Source organism: Mariniflexile gromovii (genome assembly GCF_017814435.1).
Classification (GTDB): Bacteria; Bacteroidota; Bacteroidia; order Flavobacteriales; family Flavobacteriaceae; genus Mariniflexile; species Mariniflexile gromovii.
The window spans coordinates 340660-364218 of the sequence record NZ_JAGJCB010000002.1 but is presented as its reverse complement, the minus strand read 5'-3'; the positions used below and the strand labels follow the sequence as shown (position 1 = coordinate 364218).

General features: G+C 33.3%; 18 protein-coding genes. 16 read left to right on the top strand and 2 right to left on the bottom strand.

What is annotated here, in order from left to right; all coding sequences use genetic code 11:
• Positions 1–27 precede the first annotated feature (27 nt).
• From J8H85_RS03485 to J8H85_RS03460, 6 genes are all read left to right on the top strand, one after another.
• Entirely contained in the window at positions 28–3417 is a 3390-nt protein-coding gene (locus J8H85_RS03485) for a DUF4175 family protein (protein WP_209652707.1), read from the top strand.
• Positions 3410–3820 carry an rRNA maturation RNase YbeY gene (gene ybeY / locus J8H85_RS03480; protein WP_209652705.1) on the top strand — a complete coding sequence of 137 codons (411 nt, stop codon included), beginning with the start codon at positions 3410–3412 and terminating at the stop codon, positions 3818–3820. Before J8H85_RS03485 ends, ybeY begins: the two co-directional genes overlap by 8 nt.
• Positions 3821–3904: 84 nt before the next feature.
• The gene (gene mnmG, locus J8H85_RS03475; protein WP_209652703.1) at positions 3905–5776 is read left to right on the top strand and encodes a tRNA uridine-5-carboxymethylaminomethyl(34) synthesis enzyme MnmG; all 1872 of its coding nucleotides are present in this window, start codon (positions 3905–3907) and stop codon (positions 5774–5776) included.
• Between the two features lie 87 nt (positions 5777–5863).
• The gene (locus tag J8H85_RS03470; RefSeq protein ID WP_317194978.1) at positions 5864–6724 is read left to right on the top strand and encodes a class I SAM-dependent methyltransferase; all 861 of its coding nucleotides are present in this window, start codon (positions 5864–5866) and stop codon (positions 6722–6724) included.
• A gap of 227 nt (positions 6725–6951) precedes the next feature.
• Positions 6952–7467 (top strand): OmpH family outer membrane protein, encoded by a 516-nt coding sequence (locus J8H85_RS03465; RefSeq protein WP_209652701.1) that lies wholly within the window; start codon positions 6952–6954, stop codon positions 7465–7467.
• Between the two features lie 217 nt (positions 7468–7684).
• Positions 7685–10183 (top strand): DUF7619 domain-containing protein, encoded by a 2499-nt coding sequence (locus tag J8H85_RS03460; protein WP_209652699.1) that lies wholly within the window; start codon positions 7685–7687, stop codon positions 10181–10183.
• A gap of 5 nt (positions 10184–10188) precedes the next feature.
• On the opposite strand, the gene J8H85_RS03455 is transcribed toward J8H85_RS03460, so the two are convergent.
• Positions 10189–11343, bottom strand: a complete 1155-nt coding sequence (locus J8H85_RS03455) for a DNA polymerase III subunit (RefSeq protein WP_209652697.1) — start codon at positions 11341–11343, stop codon at positions 10189–10191.
• Between the two features lie 269 nt (positions 11344–11612).
• Between J8H85_RS03455 and J8H85_RS03450 the strand changes: the two genes are divergently transcribed.
• The 3 genes from J8H85_RS03450 (at position 11613) to J8H85_RS03440 (ending at position 15583) form a co-directional block, all read left to right on the top strand.
• On the top strand, positions 11613–12800 hold the full coding sequence (locus tag J8H85_RS03450; protein WP_209652696.1) for a phosphoglycerate kinase: 1188 nt from the start codon (positions 11613–11615) through the stop codon (positions 12798–12800).
• A gap of 223 nt (positions 12801–13023) precedes the next feature.
• Positions 13024–14550 carry a lytic transglycosylase domain-containing protein gene (locus J8H85_RS03445; RefSeq protein WP_209652694.1) on the top strand — a complete coding sequence of 509 codons (1527 nt, stop codon included), beginning with the start codon at positions 13024–13026 and terminating at the stop codon, positions 14548–14550.
• A gap of 25 nt (positions 14551–14575) precedes the next feature.
• Positions 14576–15583 carry a DUF4837 family protein gene (locus J8H85_RS03440; protein ID WP_209652692.1) on the top strand — a complete coding sequence of 336 codons (1008 nt, stop codon included), beginning with the start codon at positions 14576–14578 and terminating at the stop codon, positions 15581–15583.
• 71 nt (positions 15584–15654) lie between these two features.
• Here the strand turns inward: J8H85_RS03440 and J8H85_RS03435 are convergent, their stop codons facing one another.
• Positions 15655–15834, bottom strand: coding sequence for a Sec-independent protein translocase subunit TatA/TatB (locus J8H85_RS03435; RefSeq protein ID WP_209652690.1), 180 nt, complete (start codon positions 15832–15834; stop codon positions 15655–15657).
• Between the two features lie 114 nt (positions 15835–15948).
• Between J8H85_RS03435 and J8H85_RS03430 the strand changes: the two genes are divergently transcribed.
• From J8H85_RS03430 to rfbC, 7 genes are read left to right on the top strand one after another with little or no spacing between them, the layout of a single operon-like run.
• On the top strand, positions 15949–16818 hold the full coding sequence (locus J8H85_RS03430; RefSeq protein ID WP_209652689.1) for a M23 family metallopeptidase: 870 nt from the start codon (positions 15949–15951) through the stop codon (positions 16816–16818).
• A gap of 1 nt (position 16819) precedes the next feature.
• Complete coding sequence (locus J8H85_RS03425; RefSeq protein WP_209652687.1) at positions 16820–18313, top strand: GH3 auxin-responsive promoter family protein; 1494 nt, start codon at positions 16820–16822, stop codon at positions 18311–18313.
• 39 nt (positions 18314–18352) lie between these two features.
• Positions 18353–20038, top strand: coding sequence for a DUF6909 family protein (locus J8H85_RS03420; RefSeq protein ID WP_209652685.1), 1686 nt, complete (start codon positions 18353–18355; stop codon positions 20036–20038).
• A gap of 13 nt (positions 20039–20051) precedes the next feature.
• A complete protein-coding gene (locus J8H85_RS03415; protein ID WP_209652684.1) occupies positions 20052–21101 on the top strand; it encodes a hypothetical protein in 1050 nt (349 codons plus the stop codon).
• A complete protein-coding gene (gene rfbB / locus J8H85_RS03410; protein WP_379937081.1) occupies positions 21101–22150 on the top strand; it encodes a dTDP-glucose 4,6-dehydratase in 1050 nt (349 codons plus the stop codon). Before J8H85_RS03415 ends, rfbB begins: the two co-directional genes overlap by 1 nt.
• The gene (gene rfbA / locus J8H85_RS03405; protein ID WP_209652680.1) at positions 22151–23005 is read left to right on the top strand and encodes a glucose-1-phosphate thymidylyltransferase RfbA; all 855 of its coding nucleotides are present in this window, start codon (positions 22151–22153) and stop codon (positions 23003–23005) included.
• Between the two features lie 5 nt (positions 23006–23010).
• On the top strand, positions 23011–23559 hold the full coding sequence (gene rfbC / locus J8H85_RS03400; protein ID WP_209652678.1) for a dTDP-4-dehydrorhamnose 3,5-epimerase: 549 nt from the start codon (positions 23011–23013) through the stop codon (positions 23557–23559).

Below are 23559 nucleotides of genomic sequence, written 5' to 3'. Positions count from 1 at the left end.
TTGTAGTTTAGTAGGTTAATTATACAGATGCAAAGCAATTTTAAAAATATACAAAACAAATTAGAAGCATTCATTAAAAGGTATTATACCAATGAGTTGCTTAAAGGCGCTATTTTATTTTTCGCCATAGGCTTGTTGTATTTTTTATTCACCCTGTTTATCGAACATGTTTTATGGCTAAACACAACGGCAAGAACCTTGTTGTTTTGGTTGTTTGTATTGGTGGAATTTGGCTTGCTCATCAAATTTATTTTTATTCCATTGGCGAAGCTTTTTAAACTTCAGAAGGGGATTGATTACGAAGAAGCATCAAGAATAATAGGGCACCATTTTCCTGAAGTGAATGATAAACTGTTGAATGTTCTGCAGTTGCATCAAAACCCATTACAATCGGAATTGCTTTTGGCTAGTATTGAGCAAAAATCCATAGAGCTTCATCCCATTCCGTTTAAGTTGGCTGTCAATTTTAAAAGGAATCTTCAGTATTTAAAGTATGCAGCCATACCTGTTGTAATTCTTTTGGCCACTTTTGTTTTTGGTAATACGAGTTGGTTTAGTAATAGTTTGGAACGCGTAACACATTACAAAACGGCTTATGAGCCACCGGCACCGTTTCAATTTTTTGTGGTGAACAATCATTTGAATGCTATAGAAAACAAAGATTTTAAATTGATAGTTAAAACGGCGGGCGATGTTATACCAGAGAATGCTGAAATAATTTATAACAACGAAACCTATTTTTTAAAGCAAACAGGTATTGGGGAGTTTGAATATGTGTTTTCACAACCAAAAGAAGCTATAGAATTTCAACTCACTTCAAACAATGTTACTTCCAAACCATATACCATTGAAGTAGTGGAAGTGCCATCTTTATTAAGTTTTGAAATGGTTTTGGATTATCCAAACTACACCAAAAAGCAAGACGAAGTTTTAAAAAGCACAGGTAATGCCATTATACCAGAAGGTACTTATATTACTTGGCGTTTAAAAACAAAAGCAACCAAAAAAGTGCAGTTGTTTACAAAAGATACCGTGAATTTTTCTATGGAAAATGATGGTGTTTTTGAAACTTCAAAACGTGTTTTCAATAATTTGCAGTACAGTTTAAGCACCAGTAACAATCAGTTAAAAAATTATGAGACCTTATCTTTTAATTTGAATGTGGTAAAAGATGAATACCCAAACATCAATTTAAAAGTAAAGACCGATAGCCTCGATTTGCAAACACTTTATTTCCATGGGCAGGTAAGTGATGATTATGGCTTTAGCAAATTGCAATTGGTTTATTATCCATCAGAAGATGAAACCCAGAAGAAAGTAGAGACCATTACGGTTTCAAATTCCAATGTTTCAGAGTTTATTACAGCGTTTCCTAATAACTTGAAGGTTAAAGAAGGCGTTTCGTATGAATTATACTTTCAAATATTTGATAATGATGAAGTTAACAAGTATAAAAGCTCTAAAAGTAATGTGTTCACCTATAGAAAGCGCACAAAAGAAGAAGAAGTGGCCAAACAGTTGAATGCACAGAGTGAATCTATAAAAGATTTCAATAAATCTTTAAAGAAGTTTGATGAGCAGGAAAAACAATTGGAGCAATTGTCTAGAACCCAAAAGGAAAAATCGAATCTAAATTTTAATGATAAAAAGAAATTGGAAACTTTTTTACAGCGTCAGAAACAGCAAGATGAAATGATGAAAAATTTCAACAAAAAGTTAAAGGACAATTTGGAAGAGTTCGAAAAGGATAACAAAGAAAAAGACCAATTCAAAGAAGATTTAAAAGAGCGTTTAAAGGCCAACGAAGAGCAGTTAAAACAAGATGAAAAACTTTTAGAAGAACTTCAAAAACTTCAGGAAAAAATAAACAAAGACGAGCTAACAAAAAAGCTTGATGAACTTGCAAAACAAAACAAGAACAAGAAGCGAAGTTTAGAGCAGCTTTTAGAATTAACAAAACGTTTTTATGTTGAAAAGAAATTAGATAAACTTACAGAAGATTTGGAACAACTAGCCAAAGACCAAGAAAAATTATCGAACGAACCAGAAGACAAAAACACCAAAGAAAAACAAGATGCATTGAATAAGGATTTTGAAGAATTTCAAAAGCAATTGGACAATCTAAAGAAAGAAGGAGACGCTTTAAAAAAGCCTATTAAAATTCCGCAAGATAATTTAGAGGAAAACGAAATCAAAAAGGAACAACAAAAGGCCTCAGAAGAATTGAAAAAGGAGGAAAACAATCCTTCTCCAAACAATGGTGAAAGCAAGAAGAACGCACAGCAAAGCCAAAAAAAGGCAGCTCAAAAAATGAAGAAATTAAGCCAACAAATGCAAAGTGCTATGCAAGCTGGAGGTGGTGAACAAATGCAAGAAGATGTTGAAATGCTCCGTCAGGTTTTAGACAATGTTTTGCTTTTTTCTTTTGATGAAGAAAAGCTTATGAAGCAATTTCAAACCGTAGAGGAGAACCACAATAAGTATGCCTCTTTACTAAAGAAACAAAACAGTTTACGTGAACATTTTGAGCATATCGATGATAGTTTATTTGCGTTATCGCTTCGTCAACCAAAACTTTCAGAAGAAGTGAATAAGCAAATTACAGATGTGTATTATAACATAGATAAAGCGTTGGGTTGGTTTGCTGAAAACCAAATACACCAAGGGGTTTCCAATCAGCAATTCACCATTACAGCTGCCAATAATTTATCAAATTTTTTAAGCGATGTTTTGGATAACATGCAAGAGAATTTAAGCATGTCTGCTGGTAAGGGTGGACAGGGTGAAATGCAACTTCCTGATATTATTATGAGTCAAGAGCAGCTAAACAAAATGATGGAAGAAGGTTTGAAAAAGGGTAAAGAAGGTAAGCCTAAAGATGAAGGAGAAGGAAAAAAGGAAGGTGAAAAAGGCAAAGAAGGAGATAAAGGTAAGAATGGTGATAAACCAGGGCAAGATAAAAACGGCAACAAGAGCGGAGGCGAAGGGGAAGGAAACAATGAGGAGTTAAATGGTTTGTTGTATCAAATTTATCAAGAGCAGCAACAACTGCGAAATGCTTTAGAAGAAAAGCTTGCTAAAGAAGGCATGTCTGGTAATGCATCTTCCTTGCTTAGAAAAATGGAAGAGGTAGAATTGGATTTGTTGAACAAAGGTTTTACGAATCAAACGCTTCAAAAGATGATGGATTTAAAGCATCAATTATTAAAATTGGAGAATGCATCCTTTCAACAAGGTGAAGATAATAAGCGTGAATCTCAAACCAACAATAAGAATTTTGATAACAATTCAAACAACCAAATACCTACTGCTAAGCAATATTTTAACACCACTGAAATATTGAACAAACAAACACTACCTTTGCAGCCAGTTTACAAGAAGAAAGTTCAAAAGTATTTTAAGCAGAATAATGATTAATTTTAATTACGAAACAAAGTTTTTATTAGAAGACGAGCAGCGTATTGGTTCGTGGATTTCCGATGTTATCAAAGCAGAAGGTTGTGTTTTGGAAGAGGTCAATTACATCTTTTGTGATGATGATTATTTGCATAAATTAAATGTTGAGTTTCTAAATCACGACACCTTGACCGATATTATTAGCTTTGATTACTCTGTTGGAAAAAATATTCAGGGCGATATTTTCATTTCTGTTGAAAGAGTATTAGATAACGCTAAAGACTTTAATGTTGCTTTTGAAGAGGAGCTAAACCGTGTCATCGTTCATGGCGTGTTGCATTATTGTGGTTACAAAGACAAGTCGATAGCAGATGAAAAGCTAATGCGCGAAAAGGAAAACCACTACTTAAAACAACTAGCTTAATATTCGCTAAATCAGTGTATATTTGCAAATTCAAAATTTAAAAAATTACATTGTTCCACGTGGAACATATAAAAAAATATAGTTATGTTTAATGATGTTTATGATGTTATAGTTGTTGGTGCTGGTCATGCAGGTAGCGAAGCTGCCGCCGCTGCCGCCAATATGGGAAGTAAAACATTACTTATTACAATGAACCTTCAGAACATTGCTCAAATGTCTTGCAACCCTGCTATGGGAGGCATTGCTAAAGGGCAAATTGTTAGAGAAATTGATGCGCTTGGGGGTTACTCAGGTATAGTGTCCGATACCTCTGCCATACAGTTTAAAATGCTTAATAAATCTAAAGGACCTGCTATGTGGAGTCCGAGAGTGCAAAGTGACCGAATGCGTTTTGCAGAAGACTGGAGGCTAATGTTGGAAGGAACGCCAAATTTAGATTTTTACCAAGAAATGGTTTCTGGTTTGTTAGTAAAGAACAATCAAGTTGTTGGTGTAAAAACATCATTAGGTGTTGAGATAAAAGGGAAGTCTGTGGTCTTAACTAACGGTACTTTTTTAAACGGATTAATACATATTGGCGATAAGAATTTTGGTGGAGGTAGAGCAGGAGAAAAGGCCGCTACGGGTATTACCGAGCAACTGGTAAGTTTAGGTTTTGAATCGGGCAGAATGAAAACAGGAACACCACCACGAGTTGATGGACGTTCACTAGATTATTCAAAAATGATCGAACAACCTGGTGATGAAAGCCCTGAAAAGTTTTCATATTTAGATGTTACTAAACCGCTCCAAAACCAACGTTCTTGTCACATGACTTATACCAGTGAATTGGTGCACGATTTACTTCGTGAAGGCTTTGATAGATCGCCTATGTTTAATGGAAGAATAAAAAGCTTGGGACCGCGTTATTGTCCGTCTATTGAAGATAAAATCAATCGATTTGCTGATAAAGACAGGCACCAATTATTTGTAGAGCCGGAAGGATGGAACACCTGTGAGGTTTACGTTAATGGTTTTTCTACGTCACTTCCCGAAGATGTGCAGTTTAAAGCATTGCGTTCTGTGGTTGGTTTTGAAAACGTCAAATTTTTTAGACCAGGTTATGCTATAGAGTACGATTATTTTCCGCCAACGCAATTAAAGCACACACTAGAAACAAAGCTTGTAGAAGGGTTGTATTTCGCTGGTCAAATTAATGGGACTACTGGTTATGAAGAAGCGGCATCTCAAGGTTTGATGGCTGGTATCAATGCGAGTTTAAAAGTTCAAGAAAAAGAAGCTTTCACCTTAAAAAGAGATGAGGCTTATATAGGTGTTTTGATTGATGATTTGATTACCAAAGGTACGGATGAGCCTTATAGAATGTTTACCTCTAGAGCAGAGTATAGAACATTGTTGCGTCAAGATAATGCCGATTTAAGGTTAACACCCAAAGGTTTTGAAATAGGTTTAGCTACCGAAAAACGTTTACGAAGAATGGAGCAAAAGCATGAAGAAGCTGAAAAATTTGTAAAGTTTTTTGCTGAAACAAGTGTAAAACCAGAAGATGCCAATCCTGTGCTGGAAGCTAAAGAATCATCGCCTATTAAACAATCGGATAAGATGTTTAAGATTTTTTCAAGACCTAATATTACGATTGACGATATGCGCCAATTCGAATCGGTTGAAGCATATATCAATAATAATAATCTAGATAATGAAGTGGTAGAACAGGCTGAAATTCAAATTAAATATTCAGGCTATATTTCTAAAGAAAAGAATAACGCCGATAAATTAAGTAGGCTAGAGTACGTTAAAATACCAAAGGATTTTGATTATTCTCAAATTAAATCCATGAGTTTTGAAGCGCGCGAGAAACTTAAAAAAATACAACCAGCAACGGTGTCTCAAGCTTCAAGAATTAGTGGTGTTTCTCCTAATGATATTTCCGTATTGTTGGTTTATATGGGAAGATAAGCTTAAAGTAATAATCTAAATTATAATTAATTTTTTCAGACGTTCCACGTGGAACGTCTGAAAATTTGAATAAATATTCGTGAAATCGTGACAAAAGAAAATCTAAAATCACCTTTCTTAAAAGTAAAAGATCATTCGGTTTCTGGTGAAATTTTTGAGCTGTTCGAAAACATGGAATATGGTTTTTTAGAAACCTTGCCACAGCCTGCTGCAGATAAACTACCCGAATATTATAAAAGTGAAGATTACATTTCGCATACCGATTCTAAAAGAAACCTGTTTGAGTATGCTTACCATTTGGTTAGAAAAATTTCATTAAAACAAAAACTGAAATTGATTAATGGTTTTGCTTCTGCTGAAAAATCACTGTTAGATATAGGTTGTGGAACAGGTGATTTTTTACTGGAAGCAAAAAAGAACCATTGGAGTGTTTTTGGTATTGAACCAAATGATGAAGCTCGATTGATAGCAAACATAAAAACCGATAATGCGGTTTACAATACCAATAAGCTTTTAAAATTCGAACCCGAAAGTTTTGATGTTATTACCCTTTGGCATGTATTGGAGCATTTGCCAAATTTAGAAGAACAGGTTCAAACTTTTAAAAAACTTTTAAAACCTAAAGGAACTTTAATAATTGCAGTGCCAAATTATAAAAGTTACGATGCTGAATATTATAAAGAATTTTGGGCAGCTTTTGATGTACCCAGACATCTTTGGCATTTTAATAGAAATTCCATTTCAAAATTAGTTTCAAAAATGTCTATGGAAGTAATAAAAACAAAACCCATGTATTTTGATGCGCTTTATGTAAGCCTTCTTTCTGAAAAATATAAAAAAGGTAAAATGAATTTTTTAAAAGGCTTTTGGATTGGAATGCGTTCAAATTTAAAATCTCTGTCCACAAAAGAGGCTTCTTCGTTAATTTATATCATAAAAAACAGCTAAAATTGAATTTTAAGGTCTTAAAGCCGTTTTTAAGCTACGAAACAAGCAATCACCCTGCTAATTCCTGAAAATCGATTTAAACGCAGATATGAAGCTTGTTTTTGATAAGATATTATTATAAAATCTTATGCAAACTATAAATTATAGCTATATGATAAAATCAAACAAATTTTACTCTAACTTCTATTTTACTTTATTACTTTTGTTCGACTTATAAATTTTAAAAAATGAAAAACATATTTTACGTTATAGTATTAGCGTTGGCATTTACTTCTTGCCAAAAACAAGCAAAAATTGGATTTGTAGATAATGGTACTGTTATAAACGATTATCAAGAGAAAAAAGATGTTGAAGCAAAGTTTCAAGCAAAAGAAGAAGCTTTTAGAAAAAAAGCCGATAGCGTTGGAAAAGAATTTCAATTGGAAGTTCAAGATGCTCAAATTACTGCACAAAAATCTTCTCAAGCAAAAGCTCAAGAGTTAATGGGGGGCTTGCAACAAAAACAACAATTGCTTCAACAAAAAATGCAAATGGAGCAACAACAATTACAACGAGATTATCAAACAGAAATCGATTCTGTAATTAGCAAAGTTAAAAAACACGTTAAAGAATACGGAAAAAATAACGGATACACTTATATTTTAGGAACAAGCGATGCAGCTGCTACCGTTATGTACGGTGCTGAAGATAATGATTTAACAAAGGTTATTTTAGAAGGCTTAAATAAAGAGTATAAAAAGTAATAACTATCTGTTATACAGCATGTTAAACCCTGAAAATTATTTTTTTTCAGGGTTTTTTTATTATATATAATTACTCTGCTTTTTTATACAACACCCCCATCATTTTATTGGCTAATTATATTTATGGCTATGTAATCTAGCAATTTGTCGAATAAACTGTAAAAACTTACATCTATTAAACCCGTATTCCTACTTTAGGAGTTTAAATTCAGTTTATATGAAAAACTTCTACGTATTTTTATTATTAGTATTAATAGTAAATATTTCACAAGCTCAAATTGTTAATATTCCAGACGCCAATTTTAAAGCTAGATTACTGAGCCATAACAATATAATAGACACTAATGGAGATGGTGAGATCCAGATAAATGAGGCTGGGAATTTTAATGGCCCACTCTATCTAGGCAATCAGTTTGGTGATTTGGATGAAATTAAAATTAAGGATTTAACAGGTATTGAAGCTTTTCTTAATATTACAGGTTTAAATTTCAGTTATAATTTGGTTAGTGAGGTAGATCTTAGTAAAAATACACTGTTAACAACTTTAAGCTGCAACGATAATCAATTACATTCACTAGATGTTAGTGAAAATTTACGATTAACATATTTAGTTTGTCAAAATAATAATATAACAAATATAGATATTAGTAAAAACACTTTATTAAGAACTTTTAATTGTAGCAGAAATAAAATTTCATCCTTAGATGTTAGTCATTTAAGTTTTTTGGAATCACTATCTTGTAGTATTAATGCTATAAAAAGGATTGATGTTAGCTCGAATACGAATTTAAGAATTTTTAGCTGTGACTACAATGAATTGACTAATTTGCTTTTAGACAATAATACTGGATTAGAGACCTTGATTTGTGGTTTTAATCCATTAACTAGTTTAGATGTGTCAAAGCTAACTATTCTTAAAAGTCTGCAGTTTGACAGAACGCTAGTTGAAAGTATTGATTTGAGCAAAAATACATTATTGGAGAGATTAATAACATACAACACACTTATAAAATCTCTTGATTTGACGGCCAATATAAAACTGAAAAATTTAGCTTTAGGAGACGGCCCATTAAAGACATTGGATTTAACTTCTACTCCAAATTTAATATCATTTACATGCAACAATAGTTATTTACTTAGCAGTGTTAACCTAAAAAATGTAAGCCCAACAGTATTGCGTTCACTCCATCTTATGAACAATCCAAACTTAAGAACCATTTGTGTTGATAATGTCGCATCATTTGAAACAAAATTTTCCTCTAATATAGATCCAAATGCAACATTTGTTGAAGATTGTAATATTACTTTACCATATAATACTGTTGAAGGAAACGTAGCTTATGATAACAATAATAATGGATGCGATGTTTTAGATATTAAAATCCCTAATATGTTGGTAGAAGCCACAGACGGGATTAATCAATTTTCCACATTAACCGATGCCAATGGAAATTATAGCTTATTTGTACTAAAAAACAGTTATGAAACCACATTGCCACAGTTTTTAACGCGTAATAATATTTCTCTAAATCCAGAAACAAGTACAAGTAATTTTACCGATTATGGAGAAAACACGACTGTTGATTTTTGTTCTAATTATAGCCAAAATGTAAATGATGTGAATATCGTTTTCATTCCTATATCAGAAATACAGCTTGGTGAGGAAGCAAAATATCAAATAGTCTATGAAAACTTAGGTTCTAGCACCAGTGAAGGAAGCATAACTTTACAGTTTGACGAAAATCTTGTAAGTTTCAATACTGCGAATCCAATCCATAATAATTCAACAGGAAACACAATTTCTTTTAGCTATAGTAATTTAAATCCGTTTGAAAAGCGAATTATTGATGTTTCCTTTAATATCATGAGTTCTGCTGTAATTAACGAAGGCGATAAGCTGAATTTTCAAACATCAATAACAGGCAATAATGCAGATGATTTTTTGATAGATAACACATATGTTTTAAATCAAATTGTAGATGGTATTTCATCAGGAAATAAGAAAGAAGTATTACAGGGAGCAGAAATTGTTATTGATGAAATTACCAATTACTTAGATTATATCATTCGTTTTCAAAATTTAGGCTCAACTATGGCTGAAAATATTGCCATTACTGATATTTTAAACAGAAATTTAGATTGGAACACCATCAATATTATCAATTCAAGTCATGATTTTAAAACGAGAATTACTAATAAAAATTTCGTTGAATTTGTATTTGAGAATATTAATCTTCCTGCAAAACAAAACGATGAAGAGGGAAGCAAAGCGTTTATTGCTTTTAGAGTAAAACCAACTGGTGATGTTATTGTGGGCAGTATTATTTCAGGTAAAACAGAAATCTTTTATGATTATATAGAAGCTTCTGGTAAAACTTCTGCAGCGTCAAAACCAATCATTGATTATAATGAGTCGCTTATTGTAAATACCGTTTCTACAAAAATTGTTGAGGGATCAACGTTGTCAATCACCCAAAATGATTTCAAGGAACAGGTTTTGTTATATCCAAACCCAACAACCAAAGATTTTGGTATTAAGGTTTTTAATGGCGTTACTGTAAAGAAAATTGTTGTTTACAGTGCAACAGGTAAACAATTATTTAAACAAACTAAAGATTTTGAAAATATTCAAATCAGTAGCTATACTTCCGGATTATATTTTGTTGAAATTGAAACAAGTAAAGGTGTTTTACATAAAAAAGTTATAAAGAAATAATAGGCTTATTCCGCTTTTTTATGCAACAACCGCGTCAATTTAATAGACAAATCGGTTAGAATAATTTTAGAGTTTCCGTTGCGTTCAATATGGTAAATGGCGTCTTGAAGTTCGTCGCTAATTTCCATAATGTTATTACCGTGTACAAAAGGCGCGAAATTTTCAAGTTTAAACTTTTCTGTTTTAGGTTCTAAGTAAACTAAGTCGGTTGCATTGTAGTTTAGCAACAAGGCTTGTCTAAAAAAATCTAAGCAGAAATTAAGAAATTGCTTTTGGGTTTCGCGTCCTGTTTTAGAGATATCCTCACTCCAGGAAATTAAATCGTGTATCGCAGCCTTGTTCCCTTTAGCTTTAAAAGCACTTCGTATCCAGAAAATAAACCAGGTTTCAAACTGTAAATCTTCAGAATCTTGATACACCAAATCGCAGGCTTTGTTGTAATTCCCATTCGATTGATGTGCAATTTTAGTCGCCGTTAAAGAGTCTAAACTATACTGTTTAATTAAGGCTTCTTTAATAACATTTTCTGCCAGGGGAGGGAAATGCAACACTTGGCAACGCGAACGTATTGTATTAATAATCTGTTCTTCATCTTCGGCAATTAAAATGAAAACAGTCTTGTTAGGCGGTTCTTCAATAAGTTTTAAAAGCTTGTTGGCAGCAGCAGTGTTCATTTTTTCAGCCATCCAAATCAGCATCACTTTATAACCACCTTCATAAGCTTTTAATGATAGTGCTTTTACAATATCCTGCGCCTCATCAACACCAATTTGTCCTTGTTTGTTATCAACACCAAGCAATTTATACCAATCGAATAAATTTCCGTAAGGCTGTTCTTTCAAAAGTTGGCGCCATTCTTCTAAATAATGACTAGAAACCGGATGGCTTTTAGCCTTATCACTGGTAGTAACCGGAAACGCAAAATGCAAATCGGGGTGCGAAATGTTGTTAAACTTCAAGTTACACGCCTCATTGCCCGTATTATTTTCCGCATTGGTGTTGCCACATAGTAAGTATTGTGCATAAGCAATGGCAATGGGCAAAGTGCCAGAGCCCTCAGGTCCCACAAACAATTGTGCATGCGGAATCCGCCCATTATCAACACTTTGCGTTAAATGGTTTTTAATATGGTCTTGTCCTAAAATTTCCGAGAATAGCATCGAACAAACCTACACAATTTTTGTTAGATGGTAAAGTACTAATTTCTGTTTGGGCGTTACCACAAGGGTCAGGCTATTCGTTTCTAGTTTTGGCTCGCTGCGCGTACTCGCCAAAAGCTATTCACTACTATCCTTAACGCAAAAGGCGTGTTCAATTAAAATTATTTTACAAGCTATATCGTTTTCGTTTAAAAACAGGTTTTGTAGCTGTTTTTAATTACTTACTTTTGTGAATCAAACACTTAAAAAATAAAATATTTATAAATATAATGAAGACTCTTAACGATTTTAATTTCGAAAACAAAAAAGCATTAATACGCGTAGATTTTAATGTGCCTTTAAATGAAAACTTTGAAGTAACCGATGCTACCAGAATTGTATCTGCAAAACCAACAATCATAAAAATTTTAGAAGATGGCGGAAGCTGTATTTTAATGTCGCATTTAGGGCGTCCAAAAGGTGTGCAAGATCAATTTTCATTACGTCACATTGTAAAAAATGTTGAAGATATTTTAGGTGTTGAAGTTAAGTTTGTAGACGCATGTATTGGTGAAAAAGCCGAAACAGCAGCAGCAAAATTACAACCAGGAGAGATTTTATTGTTAGAAAATCTTCGTTTCCACAAAGAAGAAGAAGCAGGCGATAAAGCGTTTGCAGAAAAATTATCAAAATTAGGCGATATTTATGTAAACGATGCTTTTGGAACTGCACACAGAGCGCATGCTTCCACTACTATTGTTGCAGAATTTTTCCCGAATAATAAATGCTTCGGTTATTTATTGGCTCAAGAAATTGAAAGCATCAACAAAGTATTAAAAGATGGCGAAAAACCTGTTTTGGCAGTACTTGGAGGCGCTAAAGTATCTTCAAAAATAACCATTATAGAAAACATTTTAGATGCTGTAGATCACTTAATAATTGGTGGTGGTATGGCCTTTACTTTTATAAAAGCTCAAGGAGGAAAAATTGGAAACTCTATTTGTGAAGACGATAAACAAGAATTAGCTTTAGAAATTTTAAAACAAGCCAAAGCTAAAAACGTTCAAGTTCACATTCCTGTTGACGTGATAGCTGCAGATGCGTTTAGTAACGATGCTAATACTCAGGTTGTTGATATTGATGCAATTCCAGATGGTTGGGAAGGTGTTGATGCGGGACCAAAATCTAGAAAGCAATTTCACGATGTTGTAATGGAATGTAAAACCATTCTTTGGAACGGTCCATTAGGTGTTTTCGAAATGGAAAGTTTTGCTGGAGGAACGATTGAATTAGGAAACTCGATTGCTGAAGCAACTAAAAACGGAGCCTTTTCTCTTGTTGGTGGTGGCGATTCTGTGGCTGCTGTAAAACAATTTGGTTTTGAAAACAAAGTAAGTTACGTGAGTACCGGAGGAGGTGCCATGTTAGAAAGTTTAGAAGGTATTGTTTTACCAGGAATTGCTGCAATTTTAGAGTAACAGTTCAGATTTTTATAAATTTTTGCCACAAATACTCAAGTAGTTTTCTATCTGTGTATTTGTGGCTTTTTTGTTAGAATAAAAAGAAAAATCCGATAAAATGGTAAATAAGGCACTGTTTTTGTAGGTTTTAATTCATATAAACTAAATTAAGTTTTTATTTTAAGCTAAAAAATACGATTTTAGCCATAATATCGTTCAATATAACCAAATGAATAGATTTATGACGTTTAGATTTTTTACCATAGTGTTCCTTTCCAGTTTTGCAATTTGTTTTTCGCAAGTAAAAGATTCTCTTGTAGTTACAGATGGAAAAAAAGAAACTTTAAAGCAAATTAATACTCAAAAAGACAGTCTTTTAATTAAAAAAGTAGAAGACAATTTGTTGGCGGCCGATTTTGACCAAAAATGGTTGGAAGAGCTATATAGCAACTCCCTTTACGATACCATCTACAATTCCATTACCGAACTCACTTTTGAAGAAGTAGATTATCCGGAGCTTTCAACAGAATTATTAAAATCCAGATTAGCAGATTTAAGTGCTAAAACACCTTTTAACGTTGAATATAATCCAGGTTTAGAAAGTGTTATTAAATCATATTTAAAAAACAGAAGAGGAAGTTTCCAAAAACTTATCAATTTAAGTGCATTTTATTTCCCTATGTTTGAACGTGAACTAGATAACCACGATTTACCACTTGAAATAAAATATCTAGCTATTGTAGAATCGGCATTAAAACCTAGAGCAAAATCTAGAGTAGGTGCAACAGGTTTATGGCAGTTTATGTATACCACAGGTAAAATGTATGGCTTAGATGTAAGCAGTTATGTTGATGAACGTAGCGACCCTATAAAATCTACCGAAGCCGCCGCAAAATATCTATCTAAGCTTTATGAAATTTTTGGTGATTGGGATTTGGCACTTGCCGCCTACAATTCAGGTCCAGGAAATGTTACCAAAGCCATCCGTCGTTCTGGTGGTTACCAGAATTATTGGAACATCAGGCATAATTTGCCACGTGAAACAGCAGGATACTTACCAGCTTTTTTAGCTACCATGTATATTTTTGAATATGCTGAAGAGCATGGGTTTACAAAACCAAAACCTGAAGTTGCCTTTTTTGAAACCGATACCATACGTGTGAAACAAATGATAACACTCGATCAAATATCCGAAGCTACAGGTGTGGAAATTGAAGAGTTACAGTTTTTAAATCCTTCATATAAATTGGATATTATTCCGGTTGTAAAAGGTGAAAATTACACGTTGCGTTTGCCCAGAACCGTTATCGGGGATTTTGTAACCAATGAAGAGCACATTTATGGGTTAGCTAAAGCTGAATTTGATAAACGGGAAAAACCAATGCCTCAATTATTTGATTCCAATACAAAAACAACGCATCGGGTAAGGTCTGGAGAATTTTTAGGTTTAATAGCCAGAAAATACAGTGTTCGGGTAAGCGATATAAAAAAGTGGAACGGTTTACGAAGCAATAACTTAAAAATAGGGCAGCGTTTAACTATTTACCCAAAAAACGCAACCGTATCAACTACATCTTCAACTAGTAAATCTACAACTTCTAAAGCTACTTCTGGTAGTTCAAAAATATATACAGTGCGAAGTGGCGACTCGTTATGGAGTATCTCGCAAAAATTTTCTGGAGTTTCTGTTCAAAATATTAAAGATTGGAACGGTATTAGTGGTAGTAAATTAAAACCAGGAATGAAACTTAAGGTATCTAAAAGTTAAAAGTTCCAAAAACCTAATTTAAATTATGCGAAATATTATTTTTTCAGCAGTTCTACTAGTACTATTTGTTTCATGTGGTAACAAAAAATCATCTGATGATAAATTGCTTTCAGATTCATCGGGAAACATAAACAACGTTTCGGTTGTTATAGATAACGAATTGTGGGATGGTAGCATAGGCGATGCTATTAGAAACATACTTACAGCTCCCATTTATGGATTACCGCAAGACGAACCCATGTTCACTATTAGCCAAATTCCACCATCGGTGTTTTCAGGATTTGTTACCAAAAACAGAACCATTTTAAAAATTGAAGTAAATAAAGAAGCTAGATTTGAAGCTTTAAACAATGTGTACGCACAACCTCAAAAAGTTATTGTGGTTTCAGGAAAATCTAGAGAGCAAATTATTGAAACCTTAAATGATAATGCTTCAAAAATAGTTAAAACGTTTAGAAGCGAGGAAATGGCTGAGCGTACCAGACAAATGGCAAAGTCGCCTCATAAATTCAGTTCCATTCAAAAAAAATTAGGGTTGACCATTCAATTTCCTTCAGTTTATAGGATAGCTAAAGAAACCGATAACTTCTTTTGGATTAGAAAAGACATCACTACGGGAACTACCAATTTAATGATCTTTGAAGTGCCTTATAACGCCATCAAAAGAAATGATAGTCTAGTAAGCCAAATAGTGAGGTTAAGGGATTCTATTGGAAAAGAATATATCAAGGGAAGGCAAGATGGAGAAATAAAACAGGACGGTGAAAAAATAGAGTCGTATATGACTACAGAAGGGGCTTATGCACCTTTTATATCTGAAACCATTGTAGATAATAAGCCTGCTATTGAAACTAAAGGCTTATGGGATTTAAAAGCAGATTTTATGGGCGGACCATTTATTAACTATGCCATTGAAGACAAAATAAATAAACGATGGGTAATTGTTGAAGGGTTTGCATTTGCACCCTCAGTTGAAAAGCGCGACTACATGTTAGAATTGGAAGCTATTATTAAATCGGTGAAAATAAATTAATACCAAACAACATAAAACAAAAAAGACCAACAGAAATGTTGGTCTTTTTTGTTTATTTATCAAAAGAAGATTTATTTTTTATCATCTTTTTTGTCGTCGTCTTTACTGGCATCTTTAAATTCCTTAATACCACTACCAAGACCTCTCATTAATTCAGGGATTTTCTTTCCTCCAAATAATAATAGAACTACCACAACAATTAGTACAATTTGCATTGGACCAATAGCTAGAAATATACCTAATGAAATCATAATTGCTAAATTTATTACGCAAAGTTAATAATTAAAGTTTAATAAAACCGTTTTGAGGATAACTTTAGCATAAAGCAAGCAGTCATGAAATAATTTTATTTAATTTTGTTTTACATGGAGACCAAGAAATCTGAAAAAAGAAAGATAAAACGGAAATTACTCGATAAGTACCGATTGGTAATACTTAACGAGCATACCTTTGAGGAGCGCTTATCCATTAAGCTAACACGCTTAAATGTATTTGTTTTAGCTTCCTTAACTGCCATTATTTTAATAGCGGGCACAACCATGCTTATTGCTTTTACACCGTTAAAAGAATATATTCCTGGGTATTCATCTGCAGCCTTAAAGAAAAAAGCAACAGAATTAAATTATAAAACCGATTCATTACAACAAGTAATAACCATGAACGATCGGTATTATGCATCTATAAAAAAGGTATTGCAAGGGGAAGTGAGCACCGTTGATTTTTCTAGAGATTCCATTATCCAAGCAGTGAAACTAGAAGCCAGTGAAGTAAATTTAAATCCAACTGCTGAAGATTCTATTTTAAGAGAAAAAGTAGATAAAGAAGATAAATATAACTTGTTTGAGTCGGCAACCTCTGCATCCAACTTTATCTTATTTCCGCCTGTAAATGGCACCATAAGCGAACCCTATAATGTGAAAAACAAACACTACGCGGTTGATGTTGTTGTAGCCAAGGGAACACCCATAAAAGCAACTGCCGATGGTACGGTAATATTTGCCGAATGGACAGCAAATACAGGTTATGTTGTAATTATTGAGCATAGTTATGGGTTAATTTCAGTTTATAAACACAACTCTGCCTTAACAAAAACCCAAGGAGATTTGGTGAAGGCAGGTGAAGTTATAGCATCCGGAGGAAATTCAGGCGAATTATCTACCGGCCCGCATTTGCATTTCGAGCTTTGGAACGATGGTTACCCCATAAACCCAACTAACTTTATAGATTTTAAATAAGATGATATCACTAAAATCGGCTTTAGCAAAACCCTTTGCCAAACGGGTGCATTATACCATTAAAAAGTGGGCAAAAAAACCATTTGAAACACAAGAAAAGGTGTTCCAAAACCTAATTTCAGAGGCAGCTAGTACCCAGTTTGGTAAGGACCACGATTTTATAAGCATCAATTCGCATCAAGATTTTGTGAAACGAGTACCAGTTAGAGATTATGAAGATTTAAAACCTTATGTAGAGCGTGTTGTTGCTGGTGAAGAAGATATTCTATGGAAAGGAAAACCCATTTATTTTGCTAAAACCTCGGGCACAACGTCGGGTTCAAAATACATTCCCATTACCAAAGAAAGTATGCCGTACCATGTAGAAGCGGCCAGAAATGCAATTTTAATGTACATTAAAGAAACCGGAAACAGCAAGTTTGTAGATGGTAAAATGATTTTTCTACAAGGAAGCCCTATTCTTAAAGAACAAAATGGCATTCAATTAGGGCGGCTTTCAGGTATTGTGGCCCATTATGTGCCTAAATATCTTCAAAAAAACAGATTGCCATCATGGGAAACCAATTGTATTGAAGATTGGGAAACCAAAGTAGATGCCATTGTAGATGAAACCCTTCCGGAGAATATGACCATTATTTCAGGCATTCCATCTTGGGTACAGATGTATTTTGAAAAGATTCAACAAAAAACAGGAAAAAAAGTAGGCGATGTTTTTAAAAATTTCAACCTATTTATTTTTGGAGGCGTTAATTATGAGCCCTATCGAGCCAAATTTGAAAACCTAATTGGAAGAAAAGTTGATAGTATAGAATTGTACCCAGCCAGTGAAGGTTTTTTTGCATTTCAAGATAAACAGCATGAAAAAGGCATGTTGCTTCAACTAAATTCTGGTATTTTTTATGAGTTTATTAAAGCAGATGAGTTTTTTAACGAAAACCCAAAACGAATTACCATTAAAGATGTAGAGGTTGGCGTAAATTATGTGATGATTATTTCAACAAATGCGGGTCTTTGGGCATATAATATTGGTGATACGGTAGAGTTTACTTCAACCAAACCATATCGCGTTATTGTTTCAGGGCGCATTAAGCATTTTATTTCGGCCTTTGGGGAACACGTTATTGGTAAAGAAGTAGAACAAGCCATGCAGGAAGCTGTTTTGGGTTCTAGTATTCAAATTTCAGAATTTACAGTGGCTCCTCAAATAAATCCAAAAGAAGGATTGCCATATCATGAATGGTTTGTTGAGTTTGAAAACGAACCTGATGACGTTTCGGCTTTGGCCAAAAAAATAGATGCATCACTTCAAAAGCAAAACAGCTATTATTTCGATTTAATTCAAGGCAAGGTTTTACAACCACTTAAAATAACGAAAGTAAAAAAGAGTGGGTTTCAAGAATATATGAAATCTGTTGGAAAATTAGGTGGACAAAACAAGCTGCCTAGACTGTCTAATGACAGAAAAATAGTTGAGGGTTTTCCGCACAGCAATTAAACAAAAAAGTAGTACATTTGCCCCGTTAAAAAAACAAGCATGAGCAACAAAAAACATCACGAAAGAACGCGAGCACAAGAAAGCTCGAATGCTATTGAGCGGATGTATGTTACCATGCGGCATTTATTCAATAGAGGCTTTTATAAACCTATGGGCATTTCGGGTGAAACGCTGCGTCAATCCTTATTGCTTTTACGACCAGAAATTTATGGCTCTATAGGTGAAGAAAAAGCTGAGTTGGAAGGCTTGCTTTACGTTATTGATAGGCTTCCCACTGGTATTGAAGAGTGTACGTTTATTAATTTAACGAGTGATGAGGGGTATTCCAACTCTCATTTCAAACCCATAATTCCAGAAAAAAGAAGGCGTAATTGCTATAGAATTGATGAAGAGCAAATGAATATTGAGATTACGCGCGGTCGATCTGAAATCTATGATATTTTAACGCACATCACTTTTATTTTTATTGAATCACATAAAATTAGCAATCGCGTTTTAATTGATGAAAGTGGGGCAACAACTAGAGATTGGACAAAACTAGAAAAAGCTGTTTCATCAAAAAAGAAATTAACCCAAGAGGAACGTGAAATAGCCATAACACATACGGCCAATATTTTAGGGCGTACTTTTAACGAGTTGCGTTCAGTTTATCAAGATTTTGCAACACCAACACAACCAGAGCGTTTGTTGCACATCGTATATTGGTTAGGTAAACTAGCCATTGAAGAACAAATAAGCAATAATAAGCGCACCGTTACTTTTAGTCCCGTTTTAAGAGAACGTCTCGGGCATCATATACATGGCGAAATTTGGGCAGACACTATTAAGGAAGTTCTATATAAAAATAAATTATTACAAAGACCCATACATATCATTAGCGCCAACATGCATAGTGTTATGAATACGCTTTTTGCACCAACAGCCTTAAAAACATCAGCTTCAAAAGATGCTTATAGTATTTATGAGTCTTTAAGTAAGAAAGAAAATAACGATTTACGTAGCAAAGTAACTAAAGAAGCGTTGCAAAACGGCATGATTTATATTGAAGATGCTTCGGGTACCAAGATTGATGTTCAAATTTTTGATACCAGCAAACTTGATGTCACGAAGTTGGATATTCAAGTTAATGAAAACCGGATAGCATCTGAAAAACCAGTAATTTTAGTAATGGACTATGCCTTTGGTGAACAAGCTTACGAAACTATAGATGAATTATTAAAACCTTATAAAATAAAAGGTAATAATATTCATTTAAACATAGATTCCATTTCCATTATGGGAAAAGCAGGTATTCTAGAAGGTGGTAAAGGCGACATCATGATACCGAAAGCTCATATTTTTGAAGGAACTGCCGATAATTACCCTTTTAAAAATGAACTTTCTAAACAAGATTTAGAAGGACATGGTGTTGATGTGTATGAAGGCACCATGATTACAGTTTTAGGAACATCGTTACAAAACAAAGACATTTTAAAATTCTTTTACAACTCTACCTGGCAAGTTATTGGTTTAGAAATGGAAGGTGCCCATTATCAAAAAGCCATACAAGCGGCATCTAAAGTAAGAGGAAGCATTAGTTCAGATGTTAAAGTTAGGTATGCTTATTACGCCAGCGACAACCCTTTAGAAACTGGAGCTACCTTAGCATCAGGGGGGTTAGGAACCACAGGTGTAAAACCAACCTATTTAATAACAAGAAAAATAATAGAACAAATATTTAATTAATAATACTTTTAATATGAGTAACGATTTACCAAAACCTCAGCAATCTGAAGAAGTAGATTTAGGGCAATTATTTAAGTTAATTGGAAATGCTTTTAGCAGGTTTTTTAATTTTATTGGTAGTATTTTTAAAGGGTTTTTTGGGATTATAATTTTGTTTTTGTTATTCATTCAAAAACATATTATAAAGTTTGCTATTGCGGGTGTTATTGGTTTAGCCATTGGAATTTATTTAGATGCTAGCAAACAAAGCAAATATGTTTCTACCATGGTATTGGAACCAAATTTTAACAGCGCCCAACAGTTATATAACAACATCAATTTTTATAATGAATTGGCTGAAGCAAAAGATTCCAGCGCTTTAGCTGAGGCTTTAAATATTTCCGAAAAAGAGGCTTTTTCTATAAAAGAATTTAGAGTAGAATCGTATTCAGATGAAAACCAAAAAGTAAAATCATTTGATCAATTTATTCGAAGTTTAGATACAACAACTCAAAAGGCAATAGATATGAAAGAATATCTAAACAATTTCAATTCTTTAGATGCCCGTTTTCATACCATAACTGTAATAGCTACTAACAATAATATTGCGAAAAAAATACAACCTTCCATTATTAATTCCATTTCTAGAAACGATTATTTTAATCTTCAAAAAGATATCAGTGATATTAATATCAAGTTACAAGACAGTCTTTACTATAAACAAATTGTTGAAATTGATTCTCTACAATTATTATATAAAAAGGTGATGCTTAAAGAAGCAGAGCGGGAACTAGGAGGTACTAATATTAGTTTCGGTGAAAATGGAGCAAAAGAAAACAAAGAACTTTCATTAATAAACAAAATGGAAGAATTAAAAACTAGTTTAGTAAACCTAAATGAAGAGAAGGCCAACAAATCTAGTATTTTAAATGTTATTTCTGATTTCCCCAATAAAGGTGTAGAAGATAAAAGTCTTTTAAAAAGTTATAAATTTATTATTCCATTTTTGTTTCTAATCATAATGTTAATGTTTTTTGCATTACTATCATTGAACACCTATCTTAAGAATTACAATAAACAGTAATTATGAAAATTCTGATTACAGGAGGTGCAGGTTTCATCGGTTCACATGTAGTAAGGTTATTTGTTGAAAAATACTCAAGCTATCACATGTTTAATTTAGATGCCCTTACATATGCTGGAAATTTAGAAAATTTGAAAGATATTGAAAACAACCCAAATTACACGTTCATAAAGGGAGATATTACAAACGAAACTTTTATAAATGAGCTATTTAATAAGCATAAATTTGATTCAATTATCCATTTAGCAGCGGAATCTCATGTGGATAGATCGATAAAAGATCCATTAGCTTTTGTAAAAACAAACGTTATAGGAACCATGATCCTTTTAAATGCTTTTAAGAATACTTGGAAAGATAATTTTGAAAACAAATTGGTTTACCATATTAGTACCGATGAGGTTTATGGCTCCTTAGGGCAAACAGGCTTATTTACCGAAACAACTCCTTACGACCCTAATTCACCGTATTCAGCTTCTAAAGCAAGCTCAGACCATTTTGTAAGAGCCTATGGAGAAACATATGGTATGCCATATGTAATAACAAACTGTTCTAATAATTATGGACAAAATCAATTTCCAGAAAAGTTAATTCCTTTATTTGTCAATAACATTATCAATAATAAACCGTTACCAGTTTATGGCGATGGGAATTATACTAGAGATTGGCTATATGTTAAAGATCATGCAGTTGCTATAGATTTGGTATTTCATGAAGGGAAAAACAATGAAACCTATAACATTGGCGGATTTAATGAATGGAAGAATATCGATTTAGTTAAACTGTTGTGCCAACAAATGGATGAAAAGCTTAACAGAGAAAAAGGAAGTTCAGAAAAGCTTATAATATACGTAAAAGACCGTCCTGGACACGATTTAAGATACGCTATTGATGCTTCAAAAATAAACAAGGAATTAGGTTGGAAACCATCAGTTACCTTTGAAGAAGGCTTAAATAAAACGATAGATTGGTATTTAAACAACAAAGCGTGGTTGCATAATGTAACTAGTGGAGCGTATCAATTGTACTATCAAAAACAATATAGTAATTAAATGAAGGGAATTATATTGGCAGGAGGTTCAGGAACACGTTTGCATCCACTAACAAAAGTGGTAAGTAAACAACTCATGCCTATTTATGATAAACCCATGATCTATTATCCGTTAACAACATTAATGTCGGCGGGAATCAGGGAAATTCTCATTATTTCAACTTCAAAAGATACACCAAGATTTAAAGAACTTTTAGGTGATGGTGAAGATTATGGTTGTACTTTTGAGTATGAAGTACAAGAACAACCCAACGGTTTAGCCGAAGCTTTTTTAATAGCTGAAAATTTTATAGGAACCGATAGTGTAGTACTTATTTTAGGTGATAATATATTTTATGGTTCTGGTTTAAACGAAACCTTGCAAGCTACTATTAATCCACATGGAGGCGTTATTTTTGCATACCATGTGCAAGACCCTCAACGCTATGGCGTGGTAGAATTTGACACGAATAATAACGTTATTTCTATTGAAGAAAAACCAGAAAGCCCAAAATCACACTTTGCTGTTCCTGGTATTTATTTTTATGATAATTCGGTAGTTGAAATAGCCAAAAGCATAAAACCAAGTAAACGTGGCGAACTAGAAATTACCGATGTTAATAAAGCATATTTAAAGCAAGGTACTTTAAAAGTTCAAATATTGGATAAAGGCACTGCTTGGTTAGATACAGGGACATTTACATCGCTTATGCAGGCGTCTCAGTTTGTACAAGTTATTGAAGAACGTCAAGGACAGAAAATAGGATGTATAGAAGAAGTGGCTTATAAAATGGGGTATATAAACAAATTGCAGTTGCATAAACTTGCAGAACCATTACTTAAAAGTGGTTATGGTGAATACCTTCAGCAACTATAAGAAGCATGATAATTGAAGAAACATATTTAAAAGGGTGCTTTGTTATTACACCCAAAGTATTTGAAGACGAAAGGGGGTATTTCTTTGAAAGTTTCAATAAAAGAATATTTGAATCTCAAACGGGAATCAAATCAAATTTTGTCCAAGACAATCAATCAAAATCACTAAAAGGTGTATTAAGAGGGCTTCATTTCCAAAAAGGAAAACATGCCCAAGCTAAACTAGTGCAAGTTTTAAAGGGTAAAGTGTTGGATGTTTGTGTTGACATTAGAAAAGATTCTTCAACTTTTGGAAAACACGTTTCACTTATATTAGACGACAAAGAAAAAAAGCAACTTTTTGTTCCAAAAGGGTTTGCCCACGGATTTGTGGTGTTGGAAGACGATACTATTTTTTCGTATAAATGTGATAATTTTTACAACAAAGAATCAGAAGGAGGCATTATATTTCACGATAAAGATTTGAATATAGATTGGAATTTTCCAAATGATGAACTCATTATTTCAGAAAAAGATCTTATACTTCCAACATTTAAAGCGTTAGGGTTACAATAG

Excerpts from the sequence above, each read along its gene's own strand:
- J8H85_RS03485 (WP_209652707.1), top strand. The coding sequence starts at position 28 with ATGCAAAGCAATTTTAAAAATATACAAAACAAATTAGAAGCATTCATT.
- ybeY (WP_209652705.1), top strand. The coding sequence starts at position 3,410 with ATGATTAATTTTAATTACGAAACAAAGTTTTTATTAGAAGACGAGCAG.
- mnmG (WP_209652703.1), top strand. The coding sequence starts at position 3,905 with ATGTTTAATGATGTTTATGATGTTATAGTTGTTGGTGCTGGTCATGCA.
- J8H85_RS03465 (WP_209652701.1), top strand. The coding sequence starts at position 6,952 with ATGAAAAACATATTTTACGTTATAGTATTAGCGTTGGCATTTACTTCT.
- J8H85_RS03460 (WP_209652699.1), top strand. The coding sequence starts at position 7,685 with ATGAAAAACTTCTACGTATTTTTATTATTAGTATTAATAGTAAATATT.
- J8H85_RS03455 (WP_209652697.1), bottom strand. The coding sequence starts at position 11,343 with ATGCTATTCTCGGAAATTTTAGGACAAGACCATATTAAAAACCATTTA.
- J8H85_RS03450 (WP_209652696.1), top strand. The coding sequence starts at position 11,613 with ATGAAGACTCTTAACGATTTTAATTTCGAAAACAAAAAAGCATTAATA.
- J8H85_RS03445 (WP_209652694.1), top strand. The coding sequence starts at position 13,024 with ATGACGTTTAGATTTTTTACCATAGTGTTCCTTTCCAGTTTTGCAATT.
- J8H85_RS03440 (WP_209652692.1), top strand. The coding sequence starts at position 14,576 with ATGCGAAATATTATTTTTTCAGCAGTTCTACTAGTACTATTTGTTTCA.
- J8H85_RS03435 (WP_209652690.1), bottom strand. The coding sequence starts at position 15,834 with ATGATTTCATTAGGTATATTTCTAGCTATTGGTCCAATGCAAATTGTA.
- J8H85_RS03430 (WP_209652689.1), top strand. The coding sequence starts at position 15,949 with ATGGAGACCAAGAAATCTGAAAAAAGAAAGATAAAACGGAAATTACTC.
- J8H85_RS03425 (WP_209652687.1), top strand. The coding sequence starts at position 16,820 with ATGATATCACTAAAATCGGCTTTAGCAAAACCCTTTGCCAAACGGGTG.
- J8H85_RS03420 (WP_209652685.1), top strand. The coding sequence starts at position 18,353 with ATGAGCAACAAAAAACATCACGAAAGAACGCGAGCACAAGAAAGCTCG.
- J8H85_RS03415 (WP_209652684.1), top strand. The coding sequence starts at position 20,052 with ATGAGTAACGATTTACCAAAACCTCAGCAATCTGAAGAAGTAGATTTA.
- rfbA (WP_209652680.1), top strand. The coding sequence starts at position 22,151 with ATGAAGGGAATTATATTGGCAGGAGGTTCAGGAACACGTTTGCATCCA.
- rfbC (WP_209652678.1), top strand. The coding sequence starts at position 23,011 with ATGATAATTGAAGAAACATATTTAAAAGGGTGCTTTGTTATTACACCC.